A 24,863-nucleotide genomic window follows, 5' to 3' on the forward strand; every position below is an offset into this window, starting at 1 on the left:
CGCCACACCCAGCAGCATGGCAACAGCGCATCGGCTGCCGGGCCGGCCCTCCTCCCGTACCGCCTGCCGAGCGGATTCCCCGGCCCCTGGTCGGGCACTCTGCCGCTCATCCCCGCGTGCCGCCGGACAGTCAACGCCCTGATCCTGGACACTTTCCTCATTAAGTGCGAAAAGTGTGCGGACCGCACAAATCGGGGAAAGGGCGCGATTCCATGGCGGAGGCTGCATCCACTCGTACTCCTGTGGCGCTCCTCCCCTCGCTCGTGCCGCTCCTGCTCGACTGGCTGCCCTGCCAGCGCTGGTTCGCCGGAAAGGGCCATCCCGTCACCGGTGTCTCACTCGTCTGCGCGACCGAGCTGCTTCCGCTGACCGGGCCCGGCGCGGGACTCGTACACCTGCTCGTGGAGGTCGAACAACCGGGGCTGCCAGCCGGCGCCAAGGACTGCTACCAACTGCTGCTCGGGGTGCGGGACGTACTGCCACCGCGGCTCGCCCCCGCTCTGATCGGCCGCCCGACGGATGGGCCGCTGGCCGGACGGACGGTCTACGAGGGGTTGCACGACCCCCGACTCGCCGAACTGGTCCTGGAGCGGCTGCGCACCCCCGGCACCCTCGGAACCCTGCGGTTCTCCCGATTCGACCGGGCCCCCGCCGTCCCCGGCGGCCTCACCGCACGGCCGCTGGACGCCGAGCAGTCCAACTCCTCACTGATCTACGGGGACGACTACATCCTCAAGGTGTTCCGACGCGTCCAGACCGGACCCAACCCCGATCTGGAGCTGCCCCTCGCCCTGGCCAGGGCGGGCTGTGGACGGGTCCCCGTACCGGTCGCCTGGTACGAGTCCACCGCAGCGCAACCCCACACCCTCGGGGTGCTCCAGCCCTATCTGCGCGGCTCCCACGACGGCTGGCGGCTCGCGCTCGACGCGCTGGCTGCGGGACGGCCGTTCACCGACGAGGCCCGGGCGCTCGGTCTGGTGACCGCCGAGGTGCACACCGCGCTCGCCGAAGCCCTGCCGACCGTACTACTGCGCCACGAGCACACCGAGCACCTGGCCAGGGCGATGCGCCGACGTCTGAACGAGGCGGCCCGGGCGGTCCCCGCCCTGCTGCCCTACGCCCCCCGCCTTGCCACGGCCTTCGACGCGGTCGCGGCACTCGGCCGGGGCGGTCGCACCTGGCGGGCCCAACGGGTGCACGGCGATCTCCATCTGGGCCAGGCCCTCTACCAGAGCGCGGAGCGCGGCGGCCGGGCCGCACCCGCCTCGGCGGGTGCGCCCCCGAGCGCACCGCTGGCCTCCACCGGGCAGCTGGCCCACCCGCGGACCGGTGCCGCCGCGGCCGGCCACTGGTCGGTGATCGACTTCGAAGGGGAGCCCGCCCGCCCGCTCGGCGAACGCCGCAGCCCCCAGCCCCCGGTCCGGGACATCGCCGGCATGCTGCGTTCCTTCGACTACGCAGCCCGCTCCCACAGCCCCTGGAACCCCGCCTGGGCCGAGCAGTGCCGGGACGCCTACTGCGAGGGGTACGCCGCGGGCTCGGGCGACGACCCACGGGCCGAGCCCGAACTGCTGCGCGCCTATGAAACGGACAAGGCGGTGTACGAGGTGGTGTACGAGGCCCGCCACCGACCGGGCTGGCTGCCGGTGCCGATGGCCGCGATCGAACGTCTCGCCGCCCTCGCCTAACCCCTCCCCCGCCCTCCCTCCCCTCACCCGCAAATCTTCCCTCCCCTCACCCGCAAGCAGATCTCCCTCTCCATCCGGCCAAGGAGGCCCATCCCCGTGACCGCCCGCCCCCCGTCGCGCAAGTCCCCGTCCCCGACCGAGCCGACCGCCGCAGCCACCGCCAGATCGGCCCGGGAGGCGAAGACCAAGGCCAGGAAGGGGAACACGGCTCCGGGGGCACGGTCATCGGGCGCCAGCCGCGGTGTCGGGGCGGCCAGAGAACTCGCCCCCGAGGACCGGGAACGGCTCCTGAGCGGCGGCCACCACGACCCGCACGCTCTCCTCGGGGCGAGGGTCGGGCGGTCCGGCGTCGAGTTGCGGGTGCTGCGGCCGTACGCGAAGACGGTGACCGTGATCGCCAAGGGGCTGCGGGCGAAGCTGTCCGCGGACGGGGACGGACTGTTCTCGGGGGTGCTCCCCATGCGGACGGCCCCCGACTACCGACTGCTGGTGACCTATGCCGCCGAGGGCGGGGAGCAGGAGGTCGAGGTCCACGACCCGTACCGGTTCCTGCCCGCGCTCGGAGATCTCGACCTCCATCTCATCGGGGAGGGCAGGCACGAGGAGTTGTGGCGGGCCCTGGGCGCTCATCCGATGGTCCACGAGGGGGTCAGCGGCACCCGGTTCACCGTCTGGGCCCCCAACGCCCGCGGGGTGCAGGTGCTCGGCGACTTCTCCTACTGGGACGGCACCGGGCACCCGATGCGGTCGCTCGGTGCGACGGGAGTGTGGGAACTCTTCGTACCGGGGGTCGGCGCGGGGGCGCTGTACAAGTTCCGGATCATGCGCCCCGACGGCTCCTCGACCGTACGGGCGGACCCGATGGCCCGACAGGCCGAGGTCCCGCCGGCCACCGCGTCCGTGATCACCGAGTCCCACCACGTGTGGCGGGACGAGGAGTGGATGGCCCATCGGGGCGATCGCCCCGTGCACGAGTCCCCGCTGTCGGTCTACGAGCTCCATCTGCCCTCCTGGCGACCTGGCCTGACCTATCGTCAGCTGGCCGATCAACTACCGCGCTACGTGAAGGACCTCGGCTTCACGCACGTGGAGTTCATGCCGGTGTCCGAGCACCCCTTCGGCGGATCGTGGGGCTATCAGGTCACCGGCTTCTACGCGCCCACCTCCCGCATGGGCTCCCCCGACGACTTCCGGCACCTCGTCGACGCACTGCATCGCGCCGGCATCGGCGTGATCATGGACTGGGTGCCCGCGCACTTCCCCCGGGACGACTGGGCGTTGGCCGATTTCGACGGCCGACCGCTCTATGAGCATCCCGACCCCGCCCGGGCCGCCCACCCCGACTGGGGCACGTTGGAGTTCGACTACGGGCGCAAGGAGGTCCGCAACTTCCTGGTCGCCAACGCCGTGTACTGGTGCGAACAGTTCCACATCGACGGCATCCGGGTGGACGCCGTCGCCTCCATGCTCTACCTCGACTACTCACGCGGTCCGGGCCAGTGGTCACCCAACGAGCACGGCGGGCGGGAGAACCTCGACGCCGTCGCCTTCCTCCAGGAGATGAACGCCACCGTCTACCGGCGCTGCCCGGGCGTGGTGACGATCGCGGAGGAGTCCACCGCCTGGGACGGGGTGACCCGGGCGACCCACCATGTGGGGCCCGGCGGCTTCGGCGGGCTCGGCTTCGGACTGAAGTGGAACATGGGGTGGATGCACGATTCGCTGGGCTACGTGGGTCATGAGCCGGTGCACCGCAAGTTCCACCACCATGAGATGACCTTCTCGATGGTGTACGCGTACAGCGAGAACTACGTCCTGCCGATCTCGCACGACGAGGTGGTGCACGGCAAGCGGTCGCTGGTGAGCAAGATGCCGGGCGACTGGTGGCAGCAGCGCGCCAACCACCGCGCCTACCTCGGCTTCATGTGGGCCCATCCCGGCAAGCAACTGCTCTTCATGGGACAGGAGTTCGCACAGGGCGCGGAGTGGTCCGAGGGCCACGGCCCGGACTGGTGGCTGCTGGACCCCTCCTACGCGGCCGAGGCCGACCACCGCGGGGTACGGCTGCTGGTGCGCGATCTGAACGCCGTGTACGCGGCGCTTCCCGCGCTGTGGGAGCGGGACACCGACCCCGGCGGCTTCGCCTGGGTGGAGGGCAATGCGGCCGACGACAACGTGTTCGCGTTCCTCCGCTACGACACCGCGGGCGAACCCCTGCTCGCGGTCAGCAACTTCTCCCCCGTGGTGCGCCACGACTACCGGCTCGGGGTGCCGGAGGAGTTCGCCGCCTGGGTGGAGGTGCTGAACACGGACGCGGCGCTCTACGGCGGTGGCGGGGTGGTGAGCCCGGACCCCCGCAAAGCGCAGCCGATCGGCGCCCACGGCCGTCCGATGAGCCTCGAAGTGACCCTGCCGCCGTTGGCGACGGTGTGGTTGCGCCCCGAGTGACCTCGGTGATCCGAGTGCTCCCACGGCCCCGGATTCCGGGGCCGTGGACCGGCTGGCGGCCTCCTCAGACCAGGCCATCCGGGAGGTCGCGGCTGTGGAGCACGCCCAGGCGCTGGGTCGCCCGGGTGAGGGCCACATACAGGTCGCTGTCGGTGAACAGCGCCGGCTCGACGACGATCACGGTGTCGAACTCCAGCCCCTTCGCCTGCCGCGGGTCCAGCAGGACGACCGAGCGGGTGAGGTCCACCGGACCGCCGATGGACTCCCATCGGCCGTGGAGCTGACGCGGGGCGATCACCGCGAGCCGGCCCTCCTCCGGTCGCTCCCGGGCCACGGCCGCCAGTACGGCAGCGGACAGTTCTCCGTCCGAGACCCGCCGGATCCACGGCGGCACTCCCGTGGAGCGGACCGAGCGGGGCGGCTCGAACTCGGGGTAGGAGGCGCGACGGACCCTTGCGGCCAGCTCCATGATCTCGGCGGGCGTACGGTAGTTGACGCCCAGCCGGGCGTGCTGCCAGCGGTCGCCCACGTACGGCTCCAGGATGGCGCGCCACGATCCCACTCCCGCGATGTCGCCGGTCTGGGCCGGATCGCCCACGAGCGTCATCGACCGGGCGGGGCAGCGACGCATCAGCAACCGCCAGGCCATCGCGGACAGCTCCTGCGCCTCGTCGACGATGATGTGCCCGAACGCCCAGGTGCGGTCGGCGGCGGCCCGTTCCGCGGCGCTGCGGTGGTCCTCCTCCTCATGGCGCTCGGCCATCCGTTCGGCGTCGATGATGTCGTGGGCGGCGAGGACCTCGGACTCCTCGTCCTCGAACTCGTAGGTCTTGGAACCCGCGGAGAGGTCGAGCACGCCCTGCGCATAGGCGATCCGCTCCAGCCGCTCCGCCTCCGCGGCGGCCCGCTCGGCGCTGTCGTCGACGCCGAGCAGTTCGGCGGCCTCGTCCAGCAGCGGCACATCGGCTGTCGTCCAGTCACCGCCCGTTCGCCGGATCAACTCGGCTTCCTCAGGTGGTAGATGGGCGCCCGGTTCGGCGAGGAAGTCGGCGACCAACTCGTAGGGACTCAGTGCCGGCCACAGCAGGTCGATGGCCCGGTGCACCTCGGCGCTCGTGGCGATCTCCTTGCCGAGTTGGGCGAGGTCGTCGGGCCCGAGCAGATTCGGCCCTCCGTAGGGGTCGGCGCCGAGCCGGTCGGCGAGTTGTTCGGTCAGTGCGTCGATGATGCGGAAGGCGAAGTGGGGGCGGGCCAGATTGTGCGGCAGTCCGGTGGCGCGGGCCCGGTCCCGGGCCTCGTACGCCATCTCCCGGCCCAGCAGCAGGATTCCGTACTCGCTGTGGTCGATCTCCAGGGCCGGCTCCGGCACCCGTCCCTCGGCCTCGAAGTCGACGCCGGGCAGGGTCTCGGGGAGGGCCTGCCGCTCGCGCAGCACCTGGGCGAGCACCTCCGCCATGGTGATCCGGCCCTTGACCTCGGCGGCTGCGGGGGTGTCCGTACCGGTGGCGCGGACGCCGGGGAACAGTTCTCCCGGAGTGGCCAGCAGGACGCCCGTCTCGCCGAGTGAAGGCAGCACTTCGCCGATGTACCCGAGGAAGGCGGGGTTCGGTCCGACGATCAGGACGGCACGGCGGGCGAGTTGCTCGCGGTGGGCGTACAGCAGATACGCGGCGCGATGGAGTGCGACCGCGGTCTTCCCGGTGCCGGGGCCACCTTCGACGACGAGGATCTGCTGCCGGGGCGCGCGGATGATCCGGTCCTGTTCGGCCTGGATGGTCTGGACGATGTCCGCCATCCGTCCGGTGCGCGCCGCCCCGAGCGCCGCCAGGAGTACGGAGTCGCCGTCGTGGTCCTCGTACCCACTGCGGGTGGTGTCGGTGAGGTCGAGGATCTCGTCGTGGAGCGCGGTGACGGTGCTTCCCATGGTGGTGATGTGGCGCCGCCGGCGCAAGCCCATGGGCTCATATCCGGTGGCGAGGTAGAAGGGGCGGGCCACGGGGGCGCGCCAGTCGATGAGGAGCGGAGTGCGTTCGTGGTCGTCGCGGCGGATTCCGATGCGGCCGATGTGATGGCTGGAGCCGTCGCGAAGATCGATGCGACCGAAACAGAGACCGGATTCCACCGCATTGAGTGCGGCGAGGTCCGCCGATTGCTCGGCGATGCTCGCCTCGCGTTCGACTCTGGTCTGTACATGGGTGCTGAGCTGCCCGATCGTGGCTCGCAGCATGGCTTCGGCCTCCTGCCGGAGCGCGGTGATGCGCTCCTGCAGGAGGTCGATGAATTGCTGTTCGCGCTGCAATTCCTCGGTTGACAATTCAGCTCCCGACGCGATATGCTGTGGTCATTGATTCACCTTCCCCATGTTTTCCATGGGCAAGGAACCACTCAATATACGTCGAGAATTACCCCGTCCGCCAATATCAACGGTCGGGGCTTTTTTATGCGCCGAATGTGTCGGATCTGTTGGTTTCCCGGCCCCCTCGACACCCTTTATCACCGCTTCCGGACGGATGCCCGGCGGGAGGCCGTCCGACGGCTACCCCCGTTCGCCCGGCAGCGCATCGGCAAGCTCACGGCGTAGCTGACGCCCCGACCGCGCACCCACCAGGGAAGTGACCACCTGGCCCCGGTGGAACAGCATCAGGGTCGGCGTGGACAGCACGCCATAGCGAATGGCGGTCTCCGGATCGGTGTCCACATCGATCTGTGCCACCGTGAGCCGATCGGCCTCCTCCTTCGCGACCGCGCTGAGGACCGGCGCCAATTGGTGGCACGGGCCGCACCAGTCCGCGGTGAACTCCACCAGGACCGGCAGATCGGCTCCCAACACCGTGGTGTCAAAGTCCGCGTCCGTCACCACATCGGTTCCCGCTGCTCGAATCATCGTCATCCTCCGAATTCACACCGTGGTTGCGCATCGGTCATCAGTTGCGCCTCGGCCCCGGCGAGCTGCGCACCCACCTGGGCACGGATGAAGCGCAGTTCCTCAATGAGCTTGTCCAGCTCACGGAGCTTGGCGCGGTAGACGGCGAGCGAGGCGGGGCAGGAGTCCCCGGCCGGATGGCCGGCCCGCAGGCACTCGACGAACGGCCGAGTCTCCTCCAGATCGAACCCGAAGTCCTGGAGGGTTCGGATCTGTCGAAGGAGACGCAGGTCGTCCTCGTCGTACGTGCGGTAGCCGTTCTCCGTACGTCGTGCGGGCAGCAGCCCGCGCGATTCGTAGTAGCGCAGAGTACGGGTGGTGGTCCCGGCGCGTTCCGCCAGCTCGCCGATTCGCATGCATCGACCGTATGCCTTGACGTCGAGGTCAAGGCAAGAGCCGGCCGACACGAACGCACGGGGAGCCGGTTTCCACCACTCAGGGGTTGACCACTCAGGGGTTGAGCACGGCCTCGATGGTGCTCATCCAGTCGTCAGCCCCGTGTCCGCGTTCGACCGCGCGGTCCGCCACGGCCTTGATCGCCTCCAGGTGCGAGACGTCCAGTCCCCGGGCCCGGGCCGCATGCAGGATGTGGTCGACCGACACGGCCATCATCGCCAGATTGGCCTCCTTGCCCGGGTAGCTCCCCGCATCGATCTCGGCGGCCGAACCCTCCGCCATCAACGGCAGGATGTGGATGATGGTGTTGAGGTAAGGGGCCAGGTCAACGGCGCGCACTCCCTCGGACTTGGCCAGCGCGAACGCATGCACAAGACCCGTGATGCTGCCGTAGAAGAAGTCCAGCAGGGACAGGTCGTAGACAGCTGCGAGCCCCGGGTCGGTGCCGACGAACGCGGCCCGCTCGCCCAGCGACTTCAGCACGGACTCATAGCGCTCGAAGGACTCCCGCGACCCCGCGTAGAACAGCAGCGCCTCAGGCGTGCCGACGAGCGAGGTCGGCACCATGACCGCACCCTCCAGATAGTCGACGGAGTGCTCCTGCGCCCAGCGCGCCGCGGTCCGGGAGCGCGCCGGAAGATCCGAGGTGAGATTGACCAGCGTCCGCCCCTTGAGGACGTCGCCCAATGGGTCAAGGATGGCCTCCGCCGCGTCGTAGTCCACGACGCAGACGATGACCAACTCGCCGGCGAGGACCGCTTCCCGTGCGGTGGCGGCGAGGACCGCGCCCTGCGCGATCAGCTCATCCGCCTTGCCCGGCGAACGGTTCCACACGGTGGTCGGATGACCGGCCTTGACGAGGGCACCGGCGAGGGCCCGACCCATGGCGCCGAGTCCGATGACGGTGACGGGAGTAGAAGGGACAGCAGTGGGGATGGAGGCTTGGGAAGGCATGTCCCCATCCTTGGTCGGCGATGTCCTACCGACAAGTACGGACTGCAAAGTCAGATACTCACCAGAAGGTAAACATCCAGGTCAACGGGGTCCACTGAGCCCGGAAGGCGCCCGGTGGCCTCCAACGCCCCGCAACTGGCAGCCGGCCTCGGGGACAGGCAATTCGACCGATGATCGGCATTTCCTTTTGTCGGTGTTTCTCATGGTCCGACGATGGCCCGCGAAAGAGGAGTGGCCATACGCCGATACGGCTGGTGCCCGCCCGACGCACAGCGGATGGAGGTCGATACACCCTGCTCTGCGGGAAACAGCCCGCTAGCTTCATATCCGGCCCATACAAACGGGGGTAGGCCGTGCCGCAAGGAGATCGTGAACCACCGCCGAAGTGCCCTGGCGGGCACCTCGGCATGTCGACCGGTGCCGGCGTCGAGGTGCAGAAGAGACTGGAGGTCCTGATCCAGGACTTCCGCACCAGTGATCCACCCATGCCCGTCGTCGTGCTGCACGCGGAGGACAGCACCGACGACGATCAAGTCGTCAATCTGGTAGAGGAGTTGCACCGCGGGCAGGACGCCCATGGCACCCGGTGCGCCGTCGTCCCCACCACCCAGGAGGGACCCACCGAGGTACGCAAGGCCGCGGCCCTGGTCCGGGACCTCGCCGACCCCAAGCGATGGGACGGGCAGCGCTCGGTCTATCGACGCTACGCCTTCCCACGGCTGCGGTTGGTGCGCGCCATCGAGGACGCCGTGGGAGAGCTGGGTCCCGGCTGGCAGACGGCCACGGGGGGCCTCGGCCGGCCCGACCCGGCGCAGCGCCTGCTCGACCAACTCGCCAAACAGCGCTGGCGGCCCAAGAGCTCCCGGCGGTGGAACCCCGGGCCCGCCCAACTCGACATGGCCCACATCCTGCCGGCGAGCCTGGTCGCGGGCCTGGCAGCACTGCTCGCCCGCAGTCACTGGTCCGTGGCGCTGGCATCCGGAATCGGCTTCCTCGTCTTACTGGTGCTGCTCGACAATGTGCTCCCCGGCCGTGCGCCCATCTTTCTGTGGCTGCGCAGGGAGAGCCGATGGTTCATGACCACGACCTTCCTGCGGGCGGCATCCCGCGGTCGACCAACCGACGTCTCGCTCCTACGACCGGTCCACTCCTGGAAGGCGATCGCCGCCCGTGCACAGGACGTCGCCGAGGCGCTCCAGGACGGGGACGACTTCCAACTCCAGCTCTATGTGCTGGCCCTGTTCGAGGATCTGCGCGACAACCACCGCCGCTGGAGTTGGGATCTGCGCGGTCTCAAACGGCATCGCCCGCCCATGCTGTTCCTGCCCGAGGCCGGCGCGGACAACGGCGGCATCGAGCTCATCAAGGCGGTGAGCGATGTCCGCAGCCGACGCAGCGAGCTCGACCCGCTGCTGATCGTCGCCGCTGTGCGGGGTGTCGAGGTGTCCCGCCTCCAGCGCAGTGTGATCACCCAGCCCGGTGGGACGCTGTGGATCTGGTACCAGGAGTGGACGCGCAACCTCCGCGCCGGGCAGTCCCCCAGCAGGGAGCTGGCCGAACTGCCCTGGGTGTTGAAGGTGCCCCTGCCCGGGGTGCGGCTCGGGCCGCTCACCGATGGCCGGCTTCCGTGCGTACGGGCGAACAACCGGCCCACGGCCGCCCGGGTCGTGTGGTCGCTGCACGCGCTCGTCCTGGTACTGCTGCTGGTCGCGGCAGGGCTGTGGGTCAGGGCTGACGACCTCCAGGACCGGTACTGCTCGGCCTCGGTGCTGACCGCCAACCGGGACACCGAACGCAAGAAGGTGGACGACGATCCGACGGAGTGCATAGGAGTCGCGACGGGCGATGTGCGGTTCACCGACTGGCTGCCGGACGGGAAGGCGTCCGAACACAAGGCCGGTGCGCCCTGGACCCTGCCGTGGCTGGAGAATCGCATCGCCGAGCAGAACCGCAAGGTCCTCGACAAGCACGGCAAGGACTACCTCACCGTCATCTACGCGGGCCCTCTCAGCTATGACGAGGACGGTGGCTCGTCACCGGTGAAAGGCATCGAGGAACTGGCGGGCGTCCATCTGGCGCAGCAGGTCATCAATGACACGTACCCCGTGAAGCTACGGGTCCTGATCGCCAACGGCGGAGTGGATCTGCGCCATCAGAAGGACATGGCCAAGACCATCGCCGCCTATGCCGCCGAGGACCCGTCCGTGGTCGGGGTCATCGGCACCGGGCGCGATCTGAAGACCAGTACGGAGACCAACAAGACGCTGCGGGACGCGGGGCTGCCCGTGGTGTCGGGCACCAACTCGGCGACCTATCTGCCGCAGCAGTTCGCCAACTGGTTCAGTCTGGCCGCCACCGACGAGTGGCAGGTGCAGCAACTGGGCCTGGTGGCAGCTCAGTTGCGGGCCCCAGGCCAGATCCAGCACGCGCTGGTGCTGGCCCGTGACACCAGTGACTCGGATGACCTCTACACCGATGAACAGGCGAAGTACGGGGCGCAGATGCTGCGTCAGAAGGGCTTCACCATGCTCCCGGAGTTGCGGTACGAGTTGGACCAGGGCAAGCCGGTGATGCGGGGCCCCGTGGACGCGTTCTGCAAGGGCCCTGATGTGCCTTCGGTGATCTACTTCGCCGGTCGGGTGGAGGACATCGGGCCCATGATGGACCTGCTGGGGACCTCGCCGATCTGTGCCCAGCGCGACATCTCCATCCTCACCGGTGACGACCTGTCGAAGGCCAAGTTCACCCAGGGCACGGACGGAGTGGCCCCCAAGGTGACGCTCTACCACGCCGCCCTGGCCGAGTTGGAGAAGGCGGCGTCGATGACGTCCTTCTACAAGGACGCGGGAAGGTATCTGCCGGGGCTGGGCAGCAAGCCGTCCTACAAGACCGCGGCCCTGTCCAGCGGCCAGACCGCGCTGGCCCATGACGCGACCCGGGCCCTGTACTGGGCTGCCACCCGTGACGGAGACCCCAACCGGGCCGCGACCTGGGTGAACCTCCGCACGGTCAAGCTCAGCGGGATGGCCACCGGCACGATCGACTTCACCGGCGCCCCGCTGTACGGGGACCGCAGCGGGCACAGCGTCGCACTGAAGGAGGTACGGAGCTCGGCCGACGGAACACCGCAGCTGAAGGTGCTGTGCAGTCGGGTCGCCGGTGATGCGACACCGCTCACCCAAGGGGAGTGCACGATCAGCGGACCCGAGTGAGGTCCGGCGCCCGAGTGGGATGAAGTGCGGTGATGGCCCGCTGCCGTCCGGAACCCCGGACGGCAGCGGGCCCTTTCCTGCCGCGCCCATCTGGGGAGGGGCGCCCTGTGCGGTGTCCGTCGCGGCCAGGCACACCCATCGCCGGGAGGCCCGTACCGGTCGTAGTCGTCCGGGAAATGGACCACGGCCCGCCCTCCGCCGTGGGGGAAGCGAAGGACGGGCCGAGCGGGGGGATCGGTACGCATGTGCCCCCGGGACAGCGGTTCAATCAGCCTTGCGCTGAGGGGACTTGGGGCGGATCGGACCGCTGGAAGCGTGCTTCACACCTTGGCGGCCGTGTCCTGTTCGGCCCGGGAGCGGGGCAGGTCGGATTCCTTGCCCAGATCCACCGCGGGTGCCGCGACGGGATCGCCATGGCCTTCGTCGAGCAGGGTCTTCTCGTCGAAGGGAATGCGTCCGGCCAGTACGGCGTCCACCCGTTCCCGGTCGATCTCCTTGGTCCAGGTGCCGACCAGGACGGTCGCCACCGCATTGCCCGCGAAGTTGGTCAACGCACGGGCTTCGCTCATGAAGCGGTCGATCCCCACGATCAGACCGACTCCGTCGACCAGTTCGGGCCGGTGCGACTGAAGGCCGCCGGCCAGCGTCGCCAGGCCGGCGCCCGTGACTCCCGCCGCTCCCTTCGACGCGATGATCATGAAGATCAACAGGGAGATCTGCTCGGAGGCGCTCAGCGGATCACCCATCGCGTGGGCGATGAAGAGAGAGGCCATCGTCAGATAGATCGCGGTGCCGTCGAGGTTGAAGGAGTAGCCCGTGGGGACGGTGATGCCGACCACGGGCTTGCTGACGCCCATGTGCTCCATCTTGGCGATCAGCCGCGGTAGCGCCGACTCCGACGACGAGGTGGAGAGGATCAGCAGGAACTCACGGCCGAGGTACTTCAGCAAGGAGAGCAGATTGACGCCCGAGACCAGTTTCAGCAGGCCGCCCAGGACGACGAAGACGAACAGCGCACAGGTGATGTAGAAGCCGATCATGATCACGGCGAGCGACTTCAGCGCGTCCAAGCCCGTCTCACCGACCACGGCGGCGATCGCGCCGAACGCACCCACCGGGGCGACCCACATGATCATGGCGAGGATACGGAACACCAGTCGCTGGATGTGTCCGATGCCGCGCAGCACCGGCTCACCCGCGGCACCCATCGCCTGGAGCGCGAAGCCGGCGAGCAGTGCCACCAGGAGGGTCTGGAGCACCTCGCCCTCGGTGAAGGCGGAGACCAGGGTGGTCGGGATGATGCCGAGGAGGAAGTCCGCGGTGGACTCGCCCCCGGCGCCCTCCGCCTGCTTCTCCCCCGCCGCCCGCGTCGCCTCGGTCAACTGGAGTCCCGAACCGGGCTCCAGCACATTGCCGACGAGCAGACCGATGGCGAGCGCCACCGTCGACATGACGATGAAGTAGCCGAGCGCCAACCCGCCGACCGCACCGACCTTGGCCGCCTTGCGCACCGAGCCGATGCCCAGGACGATCGTGCAGAAGATGACCGGGGAGATCATCATCTTGATGAGGTTCACGAACCCCGTACCGATCGGCTTCAGTTCCACGGCGACGCCGGGGGCCACGAACCCCACGGTCACACCGAGGACGACTGCCGCGATGACGGCGATGTAGAGATAGTGCGTTCGGTCCCGCCTGCCGGCCGCTGCTGCTGGTGGTGGTGTCAAGGGTGCCTCCTTCGAACCGTGGGCGCCCGTGCGCCCCGCACGGATCTCCGCGACTATCCAACAGACTGTGACCCGGGTCACCGTTGCGTGCTTTACGTTCACGCAGGCGCCCGCGCCCGCTCTCGCGGGAGGACGACCCCTGTGCGCCATCCACCCGCTGGGTGCGCGCTGTTGACCGCCCGGGGCACCGGGGCGCATTCGCCTGCCCCCCAGCCCGAAGCTCCGGTCCGTACGTCGATGCGCACCTGCGGCGTGCCGTCACCGTTGCGCCGCCGGGCAGACTGACCCCATGCGTCTACCCCGCCCCCGCAGTCTCGCGGGACAGCTCTTCGCGATGCAGGTCGTCCTGGTCGCCGTCATCGTGGCGGGGTGTGCCCTGTTCGCCTACATCACCGATCTGCGGCAGGCGGAGGAGACGGCCCGTCTCCAGTCCAAGGCGACGGCGACGGCCGTGGCCCGCTCCCCCTGGGTGATCGCAGCGACCCGCACGGACGATCCGACGGCGACGCTCCAGCCGTACACGGAGGAGCTGCGTCGGATCGCCGGTGTCAACTTCGTCGTCATCATGGCCCCCGACGGCACCCGTTGGACCCACCCGGAATCCGATCAGATCGGACGGAAGTACCTGGGTCACATCGATCGCCCGCTCCAGGGCGAGATCTTCAGTGAGAAGCACCTGGGCGTGCTCGGCCCCTCCGTACGCACCGTCGTCCCCGTCTATGACCAGGGCAGGATCACCGGGCTTGTCAGCGCTGGAATCACCATCCACCGGATCAGCGAGCAGGTGCGCGATCAAGTGACCGGGCTGCTGGCGGTGGCGGGCGGAGCGTTGGCGCTCGGCGGGGTGGGAACGTACGTCATCAACGCCCGGTTGCGGCGCCACACCCATGGGATGAACGCCGCCGAGCTCAGCCGGCTGCACGACTACCACCAGGCCACCCTGCATGCGGTACGGGAGGGGCTGCTGATGCTCGACGGTCGGCGCCGGGTGGCCCTCGTCAACGACGGCGCGCGGGAGCTGTTGGGACTGCCCGCGGATGCGGTGGGGAGGTCGATCGCGGAGCTGGGCCTTCCGGTGGCGCTGACCGGCGCCCTGTTGGCCTCCGAGCCCAGGGTCGACGAAGTCCATCTGACCGACGAACGGATCATCGTGGTGAACACCAGCCCCGTGGTGGGGGGCGAGCAGCGCGGCACCGTGATCACCTTGCGCGACCACACCGAACTCCAGTCCCTGTCGGGTGAGTTGGACTCCGAGCGCGGCTTCAGCCAGGCGCTGCGTTCACAGGCCCATGAGGCAGCCAACCGGCTGCACACCGTCGTGTCGCTCATCGAACTGGGGCGGACCGAGCAGGCACTCGCCTTCGCCACGGCAGAGTTGGAACTGGCCCAGGTGCTCACCGATCGGGTGGTGGGCGCGGTCGGTGAGCCGGTGCTGGCGGCCCTGCTGCTGGGGAAGGCGGCGCAGGCGAACGAGCGGGGGGTGGAGTTGGTGTTGGCGCCGGACAGCCGTATCGACGACGGGGTGCTACCGCCGTCGTTGGCGGCCCGTGATCTGGTGACGATCCTCGGCAATCTCATCGACAACGCGGTCGACGCGGCGTCCGATGCAGCCGCCGCACGGAGCCGGGCGGCGGTGTGGGAGCGGCACGGCGAAGGCACACCGGGTCAGCGCGGGGGCGGAAGCGCCGTCGAGGGCGAGCAGCTCCAGCGGTGCGAGGGGGGTGGTGCGGCGCTGGTCCCGCCGGCCCGTGCGCCCGAGGTCTGGGGCGCGCACAACCTCGCGCCAGACATCGACACGCGCATCGACACGAACCTCAACACGGACATCGGTACGAACCTCGACACGGACATCGGCACGGACCCTTCCCTGGAACGGGCGCGCGTCACCGTGACGGCCCTCGCCGGGGAGGGGGAACTGCTGATCCAGGTGTACGACACCGGGGCGGGCATCTCCCCGGAACGCACGGACGACGTGTTCCGCCGCGGCTGGTCCACCCATGGCTCCGGTCGGGGCCTCGGTCTCGCGCTCGTCCGACAGGTCGTGGATCGCAGTGGGGGCACGGTGGACCTGGTGCCAGGTCCGGACGGCGGCGCGCAGTTCACCGTACGGCTGCCGCTTCGACAGGAGGTGTTGTGATGAGCGAACCGTCGAGTCCCATCCGGGTGTTGGTGGTCGAGGACGACCCGGTCGCGGCCGATGCCCACGCCCTGTACGTCGAACGGGTCTCAGGCTTCACGGTGGCCGGGGTGGTCCACTCCCGGACGGCGGCCGTCCGCGCCCTGGAACGGATCCCTGTCGATCTGCTGCTGCTGGACCTCTACCTCCCGGACGGCCATGGGCTGCACCTGGTGCGGTCGCTACGCGCCGCGGGGCACGCGGTCGACGTCATCGCCGTGACCTCGGCGCGTGATCTGGCCGTGGTGCGGGAGGGGGTTTCGCTGGGGGTGGTCCAGTACGTGCTGAAACCATTCACCTTTGCGACGCTGCGCGATCGGCTCGGTCGGTACGCGGAGTTCCGGGCAGCGGCCGGAGAGGCGAGCAGCCAGGACGAGGTGGACCGGGCGCTCGCCCCGCTCAGGGCCCCTCAGCGCGGGGACCTGCCGAAGGGATTGAGCGGACCGACCCTCGATGCCGTCACCCACGCGCTGCGGGACTCCGCCGTGGGGATGACCGCGTCCGAGGTGGGCAGTGCGGTGGGCATCTCGCGGATCACCGCCCGCCGCTATCTGGAACACCTCGTCAAGGGCGAGCGGGCGGCGCGGAGTCCGCAGTACGGGCAGATCGGCCGCCCGGAACTCCAGTACCGCTGGCTGCGCACCCAACGCTGAGCACCCATGGGTTGCGGGCTCAGAACACCGACTCGGCCTCGTACATCCGGTCCAGCGGGACCGTCTTGAGCTGCGTCACCGCGTCCGCCAGCGGAGCCATCACCACGTCCGTGCCGCGCAGCGAGGTCATCCGGCCGAACTCGCCCCGGTGCGCGGCCTCCACCGCGTGCCAGCCGAAGCGGGTCGCGAGGACCCGGTCGTAGGCCGTCGGCACTCCACCGCGCTGCACATGGCCCAGGATGACCGGCTTGGCCTCCTTGCCCAGGCGGTACTCCAACTCGGCCGCGAGCCGGTTGCCGATGCCCTGGAAGCGCTCGTGGCCGTACTGGTCGATCTCGCCCTTGCCGTAGTCCATGGACCCTTCGGCGGGGTGGGCGCCCTCGGCGACGCAGATGACGGCGAACTTCTTGCCGCGCGCAAAGCGTTCCTCGACCATCTTCACCAGGTCGGCGACCTCGAAGGGCCGCTCCGGCAGACAGATGCCGTGTGCGCCGCCGGCCATGCCGGACTCCAGGGCGATCCAGCCCGCATGGCGGCCCATCACCTCGACCACCATCACCCGCTGATGGGATTCGGCGGTGGTCTTCAACCGGTCGATGGCCTCGGTGGCGACCGTGACCGCGGTGTCGAAGCCGAAGGTGCGATCGGTGGCGGAGATATCGTTGTCGATGGTCTTCGGCACGCCCACGACGGGCATCCCGGCCTCGGCGAGCATCCTCGACGCGGTGAGAGTGCCCTCGCCACCGATCGGAATCAGTACGTCTATGCCGTACCGCCGCTGCAACTCCCCGCAGTTCTCGGCGGCTTCACGCAGTCGGGAGCGCTCCAGCCGGGCCGAGCCGAGGATGGTCCCCCCGCGCGCCAGGATGCCGCTGACGGCATTGAGGTCGAGGGGGCGGTAATGGCCGTCCAGCAATCCCTTGAAACCGTCTTCAAAACCGATGACCTCGTCGCCGTGCCCCGTCAAGGCCCGGTGCACGACTGACCGGATCACAGCGTTCAGTCCGGGGCAGTCGCCCCCTGCGGTGAGAACTCCGATGCGCATCGTGCGGTGTCTCCTGCTCGTCGGTGTTGCCAGGGTGACAGGTGATCCAGGAATGAATTGTTTCACGCGCCCGGCGGCTACGCCTTCCATTGACCTTTTCTCCGGCTACCCCCGTCCTACCGGCAAGAACGTCGACACCGGCCCGCACGCACCCCGACAGGGCCCGGTGAGGACCTCTTCCGAGGCTTCCGCACCGCGCTTCCCACCCATCCAACCCGGCAGGCGCTCTAGCTACCCTCGGAGGTATTGTCAAGAGGGAAAAGCCGCCCTCCAGCGGTTTTTTTGTACGAGCTTTTGTACGAGCCGACACCGGGGCAGCCGTACGAGGGCCGGCGGAGGGCACGGGCCGGTACGGACATGGGCGAGCAGGACGGGAGAGCTACGCGTGACGCGCAGCGTGTATGTGACCGGGATCGATCGCGGCGACGGCCGCCAGGTGGTCGAACTGGGGGTCATGGAGCTCCTCACCCGGCAGGTGGACCGAGTCGGCGTCTTCCGCCCCCTGGTGCACGACGGCCCCGATCGACTGTTCGAGCTCTTGCGGGCACGCTATCGACTGGCCCAGGACCCGGCGACCGTCTACGGCATGGACTACCACGAGGCATCGGCCCTCCAGGCCGAACAGGGCACCGATGAGCTGGTCTCCCAGCTGGTGGAACGGTTCCACCAGGTCGCCCGGGAGTACGAGGTGGTCCTCGTGCTCGGCACCGACTTCGCCGACACCCAGTTCCCCGATGAACTCGCGATCAACGCCCGGCTCGCCAATGAGTTCGGCGCCTCCGTGATCCCCGTGGTGGGCGGCCGGGGCCAGACCGCCGAGTCCGTGCGCGCCGAGGCCCGCAACGCGCATCGCGCCTACGAGGCCCTCGGCGCCGAAGTGCTCGCCATGGTCGTCAATCGGGTCGCACCCGAGGACCGCACGGTCATAGCCGAGCGGCTGGCCGCCCGGCTTCCGGTCCCCTGTTACGTCCTGCCGGACGAGCCCGCGCTCGCCGCCCCCACCGTCGCGCAGATCACCCACACCCTGGGCGGCACGGTGCTGCTCGGCGATGATTCGGGACTCGCCAGGGACGCACTCGGCTTTGTCTTCGGCGGGGCCATGCTGCCGAACTTCCTCAAGGCCCTCACCCCCGGGTGCATGGTGGTGACCCCGGGCGACCGCGCCGATCTGGTCGTCGGTGCGCTCGCCGCGCACTCCGCGGGGACCCCGCCGATCGCCGGTGTGCTGCTCACCCTGAACGAACGGCCCAGCGAGGGAATCCTCACCCTGGCCTCGCGGCTCGCACCAGGGACCCCGGTGATCTCCGTTCCCGGCACCAGTTGGCCCACCGCCGCTGAGCTCCTCGGCCTCGAAGGCAAGCTCAACGCCACCACGCCCCGCAAGGCGGAGACGGCGCTCGGCCTCTTCGAACGCCATGTGAACACCAGCGAACTGCTGGAGCGACTCGCGGTCGCCCGCAGCGGCCATGTCACGCCCATGATGTTCGAGCACGAACTGCTGGAGCAGGCCCGTTCCGACCGGCGCCGGGTGGTGCTGCCCGAGGGCAGCGAAGAGCGGGTGCTGCGCGCGGCCGATGTGCTGATGCGCCGCGACGTCTGCGATCTGACCCTCCTCGGCGACCTGGAAGTCATCCGGAAGAAGGCCGCCGATCTCGGGATCGACCTCAGCGACGTCCAGCTGATCGACCCCAACACCTCCGAACTGCGCCAGCCCTTCGCGGAGCGCTATGCGGAGCTGCGGGCCCACAAGGGCGTATCGGTGGAGTTGGCCTACGACGTCGTGGCGGATGTGAACTACTTCGGCACCCTGATGGTGCAGGAGGGTTTCGCCGATGGGATGGTCTCGGGCTCGGTGCACTCCACCGCCGCCACCATCCGCCCCGCGTTCGAGATCATCAAGACCAAGCCCGATGCCTCGATCGTCTCCTCGGTCTTCTTTATGTGCCTGGCCGACAAGGTGCTCGTGTACGGCGACTGCGCGGTCAATCCCGACCCCGACGCGGCACAGCTCGCGGACATCGCCGTCCAGTCGGCGGCCACCGCTGCCCGCTTCGGCGTGGACCCGAGGATCGCGATGCTCTCGTACTCCACCGGCACCTCGGGCTCCGGCGCCGACGTGGACAAGGTGCGGGAGGCCACCGAGCGGGTCCGCGGCTCGCACCCCGAGCTGAGGATCGAGGGCCCGATCCAGTACGACGCGGCCGTCGAACCGAGCGTCGCCGCCACCAAACTGCCCGAATCCGAGGTGGCCGGCCGGGCGACCGTGCTGATCTTCCCCGACCTCAACACCGGCAACAACACCTACAAGGCCGTCCAGCGCTCCGCGGGTGCGGTGGCCGTCGGTCCGGTGCTCCAGGGCCTGCGCAAGCCGGTGAACGACCTCTCCCGCGGCGCGTTGGTCAGCGACATCGTGAACACCGTCGCCATCACCGCCATCCAGGCCCAGCCGGACCCCACCGCGACCGGCCCGGCCGCGTCGACGACCGGCCCGGCGACGTCAGCGGGCGGCCCGGCAGCGTCCGCGTCCCGATGAACCCGTCCACCACAGCCTCCCTCGGCGAAGAGAGCCCCATGACCGCCACGCGCGTACTCGTCCTCAACTCCGGCTCGTCGTCGGTGAAGTACCAACTGCTCGACATGAGCGACGGCACCCGGCTCGCGGTCGGGCTCGTGGAGCGCATCGGCGAGCAGACGTCCCGGCTGGTACACACACCACTGGGCACGGGCAGCGAGCCACGCGAGCGCACCGGACCCGTCGCCGACCATGCGGCGGCGCTGCGGGCCGTGGCCGAGGAACTGTCGTCCGACGGTCTTGGACTCGACTCACCCGAACTCGCGGCGATCGGCCACCGGGTGGTGCACGGCGGGTTGAAGTTCAGCGAACCGACCGTCGTCGACGATGAGGTGCTCGCGGAGATCGAGCGGCTCATCCCGGTGGCCCCCCTCCACAACCCGGCGAACGTCACGGGCATCCGCACGGCTCGGGAACTGCGCCCGGACCTGCCCCAGGTGGCGGTCTTCGACACCGCATTCCACACGACCATGCCGGAATCGGCCGCCCGTTACGCCATTGATGTGGAGACGGCCGACGAGCACCGCATCCGCCGGTACGGTTTCCACGGGACCTCGCACGCCTACGTCTCCCGCGAGACGGCGAAGCTGCTGGGCAAGGCTCCCGAGGACATCAATGTGATCGTGCTGCACCTCGGCAACGGCGCGTCCGCCTCGGCGGTCGCTGGGGGCCGATGCGTGGAGACCTCCATGGGGCTGACCCCGTTGGAGGGCCTGGTGATGGGTACGCGTTCGGGCGATATCGACCCGGCCGTGACATTCCACCTCAAGCGGGTCGCGGGAATGTCCATAGATGAGATTGATGTACTGCTCAACAAGAAGAGCGGGCTGATGGGACTGTGCGGCGACAACGACATGCGGGAGATCCGCCGAAGGATCGACGCGGGAGATCGACGCGCGCTGCTCGCATTCGAGATCTACATCCACCGGTTGAAGAAGTACATCGGTGCGTACTACGCGGTACTCGGCCGGGTCGACGCGGTGGTGTTCACCGCCGGCGTGGGCGAGAACGCCGCGCCGGTGCGGGCCGCGGCAGTGGCTGGCCTGGAGGAACTCGGTCTCGCCCTGGACGCGGGGCGCAACGAGGAGCGGTCGGGCGAGGCCCGTGTCATCTCGGCGCCGTATGCCCGGGTGACGGTGGCCGTGGTGCCCACGGACGAAGAGTTGGAAATCGCCCGTCAGACCTTCGCATTGGTGGGTGGAAATCCGCCCGAGTGAGCACCCTCGCGCCCATGTGTTCTTTTCACCAGCCGAAATATTCCGAGTCGAAACAAACCGATAGGATCGCCTTATGCGCCGTTCCAAAATCGTCTGCACACTGGGCCCCGCCGTCGACTCGTACGAGCAGCTGAAAGCTCTCATCGAGGCCGGTATGAACGTGGCCCGTTTCAACATGAGCCACGGATCCCACGCCGAGCACGAGGAGCGGTACCACCGCGTCCGCAAGGCCGCCGAGGACACCGGCCGCGCACTGGGAGTGCTCGCCGACCTCCAGGGCCCGAAGATCCGTCTGGAAACCTTCGCCGAGGGTCCGGTGGAGTTGGTCCGGGGCGATGAGTTCACCATCACCACCGAGGACGTGGACGGCGACAAGTCCATCTGCGGCACCACGTACAAGGGCCTGCCGGGCGACGTATCCAACGGCGACCAGATCCTGATCAACGACGGCAACGTCGAACTGCGGGTCGTCGAGATCGAGGGCCCCCGGGTGAAGACCATCGTCGTCGAGGGCGGTGTGATCTCCGACCACAAGGGCATCAACCTGCCCGGCGCCGCCGTCAACGTCCCCGCGCTGTCCGAGAAGGACATCGACGACCTGAAGTTCGCCCTACGGATGGGCTGCGACCTGGTGGCCCTCTCCTTCGTCCGTGACGCCCACGACGTCAAGGACGTCCACAAGGTCATGGACGAGGTCGGCCGTCGGGTGCCGGTCATCGCCAAGGTGGAGAAGCCGCAGGCGGTCGCCAACATGGAGGACGTCGTCATGGCGTTCGACGGGGTGATGGTCGCCCGCGGAGACCTGGCGGTGGAGTACCCGCTGGAGAAGGTCCCGATGGTGCAGAAGCGGCTGATCGAGCTGTGCCGCCGCAACGCCAAGCCGGTGATCGTGGCGACCCAGATGATGGAGTCGATGATCACCAACTCCCGTCCCACGCGCGCCGAGGCGTCTGACGTCGCCAACGCGATCCTGGACGGAGCGGACGCGGTGATGCTCTCCGCGGAGTCCTCCGTGGGCGCCTACCCGATCGAGACGGTCAAGACGATGTCGAAGATCGTGACCGCGGCCGAGGAAGAGTTGATGTCCAAGGGCCTCCAGCCGCTGGTCCCGGGCAAGAAGCCCCGTACGCAGGGCGGTTCCGTGGCCCGGGCGGCGTGCGAGATCGCGGACTTCCTGGACGGCAAGGCGCTCATCGCCTTCACCAAGTCCGGTGACACCGCCCGCAGGCTCTCCCGCTATCGCGCGTGTCAGCCCATCCTCGCCTTCACCACCGAGGTCGCCACGCGCAACCAGCTGGCGTTGAGCTGGGGCGTGGAGGCTTTCGTGGTGCCGCACGTGCACAACACCGACGCCATGGTGGAGCTGGTGGACGCGGAGCTGCTGAAGCTCCAGCGACACAACGAGGGCGACACCATGATCATCACTGCCGGCTCGCCCCCCGGAGTGCCCGGCACGACCAACATGGTGCGCGTCCATCACCTGGGCGGCCAGAGCTGACCTGCCGGTCATCTCCCAGGGCCGCGCTCCTCCCGCGATCGTCGGAGGAGCGCGGCCCTGGGCATGTCCGCCCCGGACCCGCAGATCTCGCGGATCCCCCGCCACTCCATGCGACAGCGGGAGTCAAGCGTCAGTCGTCGTCCTCGCCCGTTTCCACGTGGTTGCGCAGTCCCGGCACGGTCAGCGTGCCGCCGAACTGACCCGCCTGCCGCACCGTGACATCGGTGAACACGGCGAACGGAACGTCGAGCGGAGGTGGGGTCTGTGGACTGAAGGTGACCGGGATGATGCCGAACAGATTCCCCTTCAGGGACTCCGTGTACATCGTCACCGTGCCCTGCCGGATGGTCGACGTGGAATCCTCCCTGGCCTTCACGTGCATCGTGCTGCCTCCCGGGTACCGGGCGATCTGGTGGAGGTCCTTGATGTCCACGCTCGACGCCGTGAACTTCAACGCCTTCTTGACGGTGCCCGCGCCGGTCCGCACCTCGACGATGCCGTGGTAGTTCAGACCCCGTAGGGTCAGCACGGAACTCCGCAGCTCCCAGGGGTGTTCGGGCAGCACCGGGATGCCCGGCTCCAACTCCGCGGCGGCCAGGGCCTCGGGATCGGCGGTGGGGCAGGGGAAGCGCGGCTTCGCTCCATCCGGGACGTCCCCGTCCTTCTTCGGTTCGAGCCCCTTCGCCTCCTCGTCCAACTCCTCCACGGTGGCGCCGACTTGCTCAGCGGCCTCCTTGATGGCTTCCTTCGTCGGGTCGGCGGATGGCATCGCCTCCGAGTCCGCAGAGGGCTCCGGGTCCGCAGAGGGCTCCAGGTCCGTCGTCGGGCGATCGGTGCCTGCCGACGCACCCGTCGAAGCGCCGTCCGGCCTGTCGGGGGCCTCGTCATCGGGATCTTCCCGGGACTCTTCGCCCTGCACCGCACCGGACCCTTCACCGGGCTCGTCGGACTTCTTGGGCGGTTTCCCGTCCGACTTCCCGTCCGACTTCCCGTCCGACTTCCCGTCCGACTTCCGTGCGGGTTTCCCCTCTGGCTTCCCGGTGGGCTTCTCGATGGGCTTCTCGGCCGAACCGGCGGCCGTCGGCGGGTCGGAAGGTTTCTTCTCGTCGTCCCCGGTGGACCTCCTCGCCGAAGGATTCACCAACCCCTCGATGAGGTCCTTGACCGCGTCGCCCACCCCCAGCGGATCCAGCGGGTTCCTGGTCCTGGAGGCGGAAGGAGACGGCTTCGGGGTCGAAGTCGGCCCGGATCCCGACGCCGATGGTGCGCCCGCCGGCCGGTCCTGGGCCGAGGGGGACGCACCGGGCCGGGCGTCCTCTTCTTCACGCCCGTCGTCGCCGCCCTCGCCGTCCGGTTCCTCGGAACCATCCGGCTCGTCGGTTTCGGCGGTCGGCCGTGACGGCGATGGCGAAGGCCCCGGCGATACGGAGGTGGTCGGGGTGGGTTCGGGAGGCGATTCGGTGGGCTCCACCGGTTCGTCCGAGCGGGTGACGCACGGCCCGGGTGCGAAGGGGATCTCCTTCTCGTCGGCCAGGGCCATGCGAGGAGTGAGCCCCATGCCGACCAGGACCGCGGTCGGCATCGCGGCCAGGGCCATCGCCTTGCCCGCGGGCAGTTGGAGCCTGGTCAGCAGGGACTTGCGCGGAGCCGCATGGCGGGGGCCCTTCCTGGCCCGCCCGCCGTCCCCCTCGGGGGGTGTCAGCGGCGAGATGTCACCCTGCACTCTTCCTCCCGCCGTTGGTTTCGGTGGTGGTCTCGGGTGTGTCCGAAGGGGCCGGGACCTGGGCACCCCACTCCCCCGGCTCGATGGAGGACTGCGCTGGGAGGGCGGCGGCCTCGGGCACGGCACGGTCTTCGGTGGGTTCGACGGTCGGCGGCAGTGGCTCGCCCGGCATCCACGCGATGGACAGCGCACCGCCGATCATGGCGAAGAGGAATCCGAACACGAAGCCGCCGATGTTGGCCACCGGTAGGGAGACCAGTGCCAGGATGATCGCCGCGACGCCCGCGAAGACCCGGACGAGTGCGTGGAACCACATCGTCAGTCCGAGGGTGACCAGCAGTACACCGATGATCAACGAGCCGGCGCCGGCCGTGGTGGCCATGGCGATGGTCAGATTGCCGAGCCGAACGTCGGCATAGGGGAAGTAGGCGATCGGAACGCCACCGAGCATGGTGAACAGCCCTGCCCAGAAGGGCCGTTGACCCCGCCAGGTGCTGAACCGCCGCCGAAGGCCGCGGAGGAAGTGCTCATCGTGTCCGGTGGCCATGGACTCGGCGCTCATGGAAAAACAGCTCCCTGCTAGCGGTCGTGCGGTGAGATGGGAGGACGGGGCGGGAGCAACGGCGAGAGC

At 69.1% G+C, this 24,863-nt stretch carries 16 protein-coding genes; 8 read left to right on the plus strand and 8 right to left on the minus strand.

The genetic code is table 11. From position 1 onward, the window contains the following. The first annotated feature begins 212 nt into the window (after positions 1–212). Both ACFXJL_RS01335 and glgB read left to right on the plus strand, forming a co-directional pair. A complete protein-coding gene (locus tag ACFXJL_RS01335) occupies positions 213–1,688 on the plus strand; it encodes a maltokinase (RefSeq protein WP_358880506.1) in 1,476 nt (491 codons plus the stop codon). A 288-nt stretch (positions 1,689–1,976) separates the two neighbouring features. Continuing rightward, positions 1,977–4,136 (plus strand): 1,4-alpha-glucan branching enzyme, encoded by a 2,160-nt coding sequence (gene glgB / locus ACFXJL_RS01340; RefSeq protein WP_384689093.1) that lies wholly within the window; start codon positions 1,977–1,979, stop codon positions 4,134–4,136. Between the two features lie 64 nt (positions 4,137–4,200). On the opposite strand, the gene ACFXJL_RS01345 is transcribed toward glgB, so the two are convergent. From ACFXJL_RS01345 to ACFXJL_RS01360, 4 genes are all read right to left on the minus strand, one after another. Continuing rightward, positions 4,201–6,450, minus strand: a complete 2,250-nt coding sequence (locus tag ACFXJL_RS01345) for a HelD family protein (RefSeq protein WP_384688275.1) — start codon at positions 6,448–6,450, stop codon at positions 4,201–4,203. A 222-nt stretch (positions 6,451–6,672) separates the two neighbouring features. Then, positions 6,673–7,020: a thioredoxin gene (trxA, locus tag ACFXJL_RS01350; protein WP_384689096.1), complete on the minus strand. Its 348-nt coding sequence runs from the start codon at positions 7,018–7,020 to the stop codon at positions 6,673–6,675. Between the two features lie 2 nt (positions 7,021–7,022). Further along, on the minus strand, positions 7,023–7,415 hold the full coding sequence (locus ACFXJL_RS01355) for a MerR family transcriptional regulator (RefSeq protein ID WP_358880509.1): 393 nt from the start codon (positions 7,413–7,415) through the stop codon (positions 7,023–7,025). 94 nt (positions 7,416–7,509) lie between these two features. Then, entirely contained in the window at positions 7,510–8,409 is a 900-nt protein-coding gene (locus tag ACFXJL_RS01360) for an NAD(P)-dependent oxidoreductase (RefSeq protein WP_384688278.1), read from the minus strand. A 407-nt stretch (positions 8,410–8,816) separates the two neighbouring features. On the opposite strand from ACFXJL_RS01360, the gene ACFXJL_RS01365 reads away from it, so the two are divergent. Further along, positions 8,817–11,621, plus strand: coding sequence for an ABC transporter substrate-binding protein (locus ACFXJL_RS01365; protein ID WP_384688281.1), 2,805 nt, complete (start codon positions 8,817–8,819; stop codon positions 11,619–11,621). 320 nt (positions 11,622–11,941) lie between these two features. On the opposite strand, the gene ACFXJL_RS01370 is transcribed toward ACFXJL_RS01365, so the two are convergent. Further along, positions 11,942–13,348, minus strand: coding sequence for a cation:dicarboxylate symporter family transporter (locus ACFXJL_RS01370; protein ID WP_384688284.1), 1,407 nt, complete (start codon positions 13,346–13,348; stop codon positions 11,942–11,944). Positions 13,349–13,637: 289 nt separating this feature from the next. Between ACFXJL_RS01370 and ACFXJL_RS01375 the strand changes: the two genes are divergently transcribed. Both ACFXJL_RS01375 and ACFXJL_RS01380 read left to right on the plus strand, forming a co-directional pair. Then, positions 13,638–15,485 (plus strand): ATP-binding protein, encoded by a 1,848-nt coding sequence (locus ACFXJL_RS01375; protein ID WP_384688287.1) that lies wholly within the window; start codon positions 13,638–13,640, stop codon positions 15,483–15,485. Continuing rightward, a complete protein-coding gene (locus ACFXJL_RS01380; protein WP_384688290.1) occupies positions 15,485–16,177 on the plus strand; it encodes a response regulator in 693 nt (230 codons plus the stop codon). The genes ACFXJL_RS01375 and ACFXJL_RS01380 overlap by 1 nt, the downstream gene beginning before the upstream one ends. Positions 16,178–16,196: 19 nt before the next feature. On the opposite strand, the gene ACFXJL_RS01385 is transcribed toward ACFXJL_RS01380, so the two are convergent. Beyond that, on the minus strand, positions 16,197–17,222 hold the full coding sequence (locus tag ACFXJL_RS01385; protein WP_329023475.1) for an ATP-dependent 6-phosphofructokinase: 1,026 nt from the start codon (positions 17,220–17,222) through the stop codon (positions 16,197–16,199). A 385-nt stretch (positions 17,223–17,607) separates the two neighbouring features. Here ACFXJL_RS01385 and pta point away from each other — a divergent pair, with 385 nt between their 5' ends. The 3 genes from pta (at position 17,608) to pyk (ending at position 22,509) form a co-directional block, all read left to right on the plus strand. Then, positions 17,608–19,755, plus strand: a complete 2,148-nt coding sequence (gene pta / locus ACFXJL_RS01390; RefSeq protein ID WP_358881484.1) for a phosphate acetyltransferase — start codon at positions 17,608–17,610, stop codon at positions 19,753–19,755. A 38-nt stretch (positions 19,756–19,793) separates the two neighbouring features. Then, complete coding sequence (locus ACFXJL_RS01395; RefSeq protein ID WP_358881485.1) at positions 19,794–21,011, plus strand: acetate kinase; 1,218 nt, start codon at positions 19,794–19,796, stop codon at positions 21,009–21,011. A 73-nt stretch (positions 21,012–21,084) separates the two neighbouring features. Further along, the gene (gene pyk, locus ACFXJL_RS01400; protein ID WP_329023469.1) at positions 21,085–22,509 is read left to right on the plus strand and encodes a pyruvate kinase; all 1,425 of its coding nucleotides are present in this window, start codon (positions 21,085–21,087) and stop codon (positions 22,507–22,509) included. Positions 22,510–22,639: 130 nt separating this feature from the next. On the opposite strand, the gene ACFXJL_RS01405 is transcribed toward pyk, so the two are convergent. Next, the gene (locus ACFXJL_RS01405; protein WP_384688296.1) at positions 22,640–24,232 is read right to left on the minus strand and encodes a hypothetical protein; all 1,593 of its coding nucleotides are present in this window, start codon (positions 24,230–24,232) and stop codon (positions 22,640–22,642) included. Further along, positions 24,222–24,794 carry a DUF6114 domain-containing protein gene (locus ACFXJL_RS01410; RefSeq protein ID WP_358881487.1) on the minus strand — a complete coding sequence of 191 codons (573 nt, stop codon included), beginning with the start codon at positions 24,792–24,794 and terminating at the stop codon, positions 24,222–24,224. The genes ACFXJL_RS01405 and ACFXJL_RS01410 overlap by 11 nt, the downstream gene beginning before the upstream one ends. Between the last annotated feature and the right edge of the window lie 69 nt (positions 24,795–24,863).

Origin of the sequence: Streptomyces sp. NPDC059256 (assembly GCF_042753785.1) — a bacterium.
Lineage (GTDB): Bacteria > Actinomycetota > Actinomycetes > Streptomycetales > Streptomycetaceae > Streptomyces.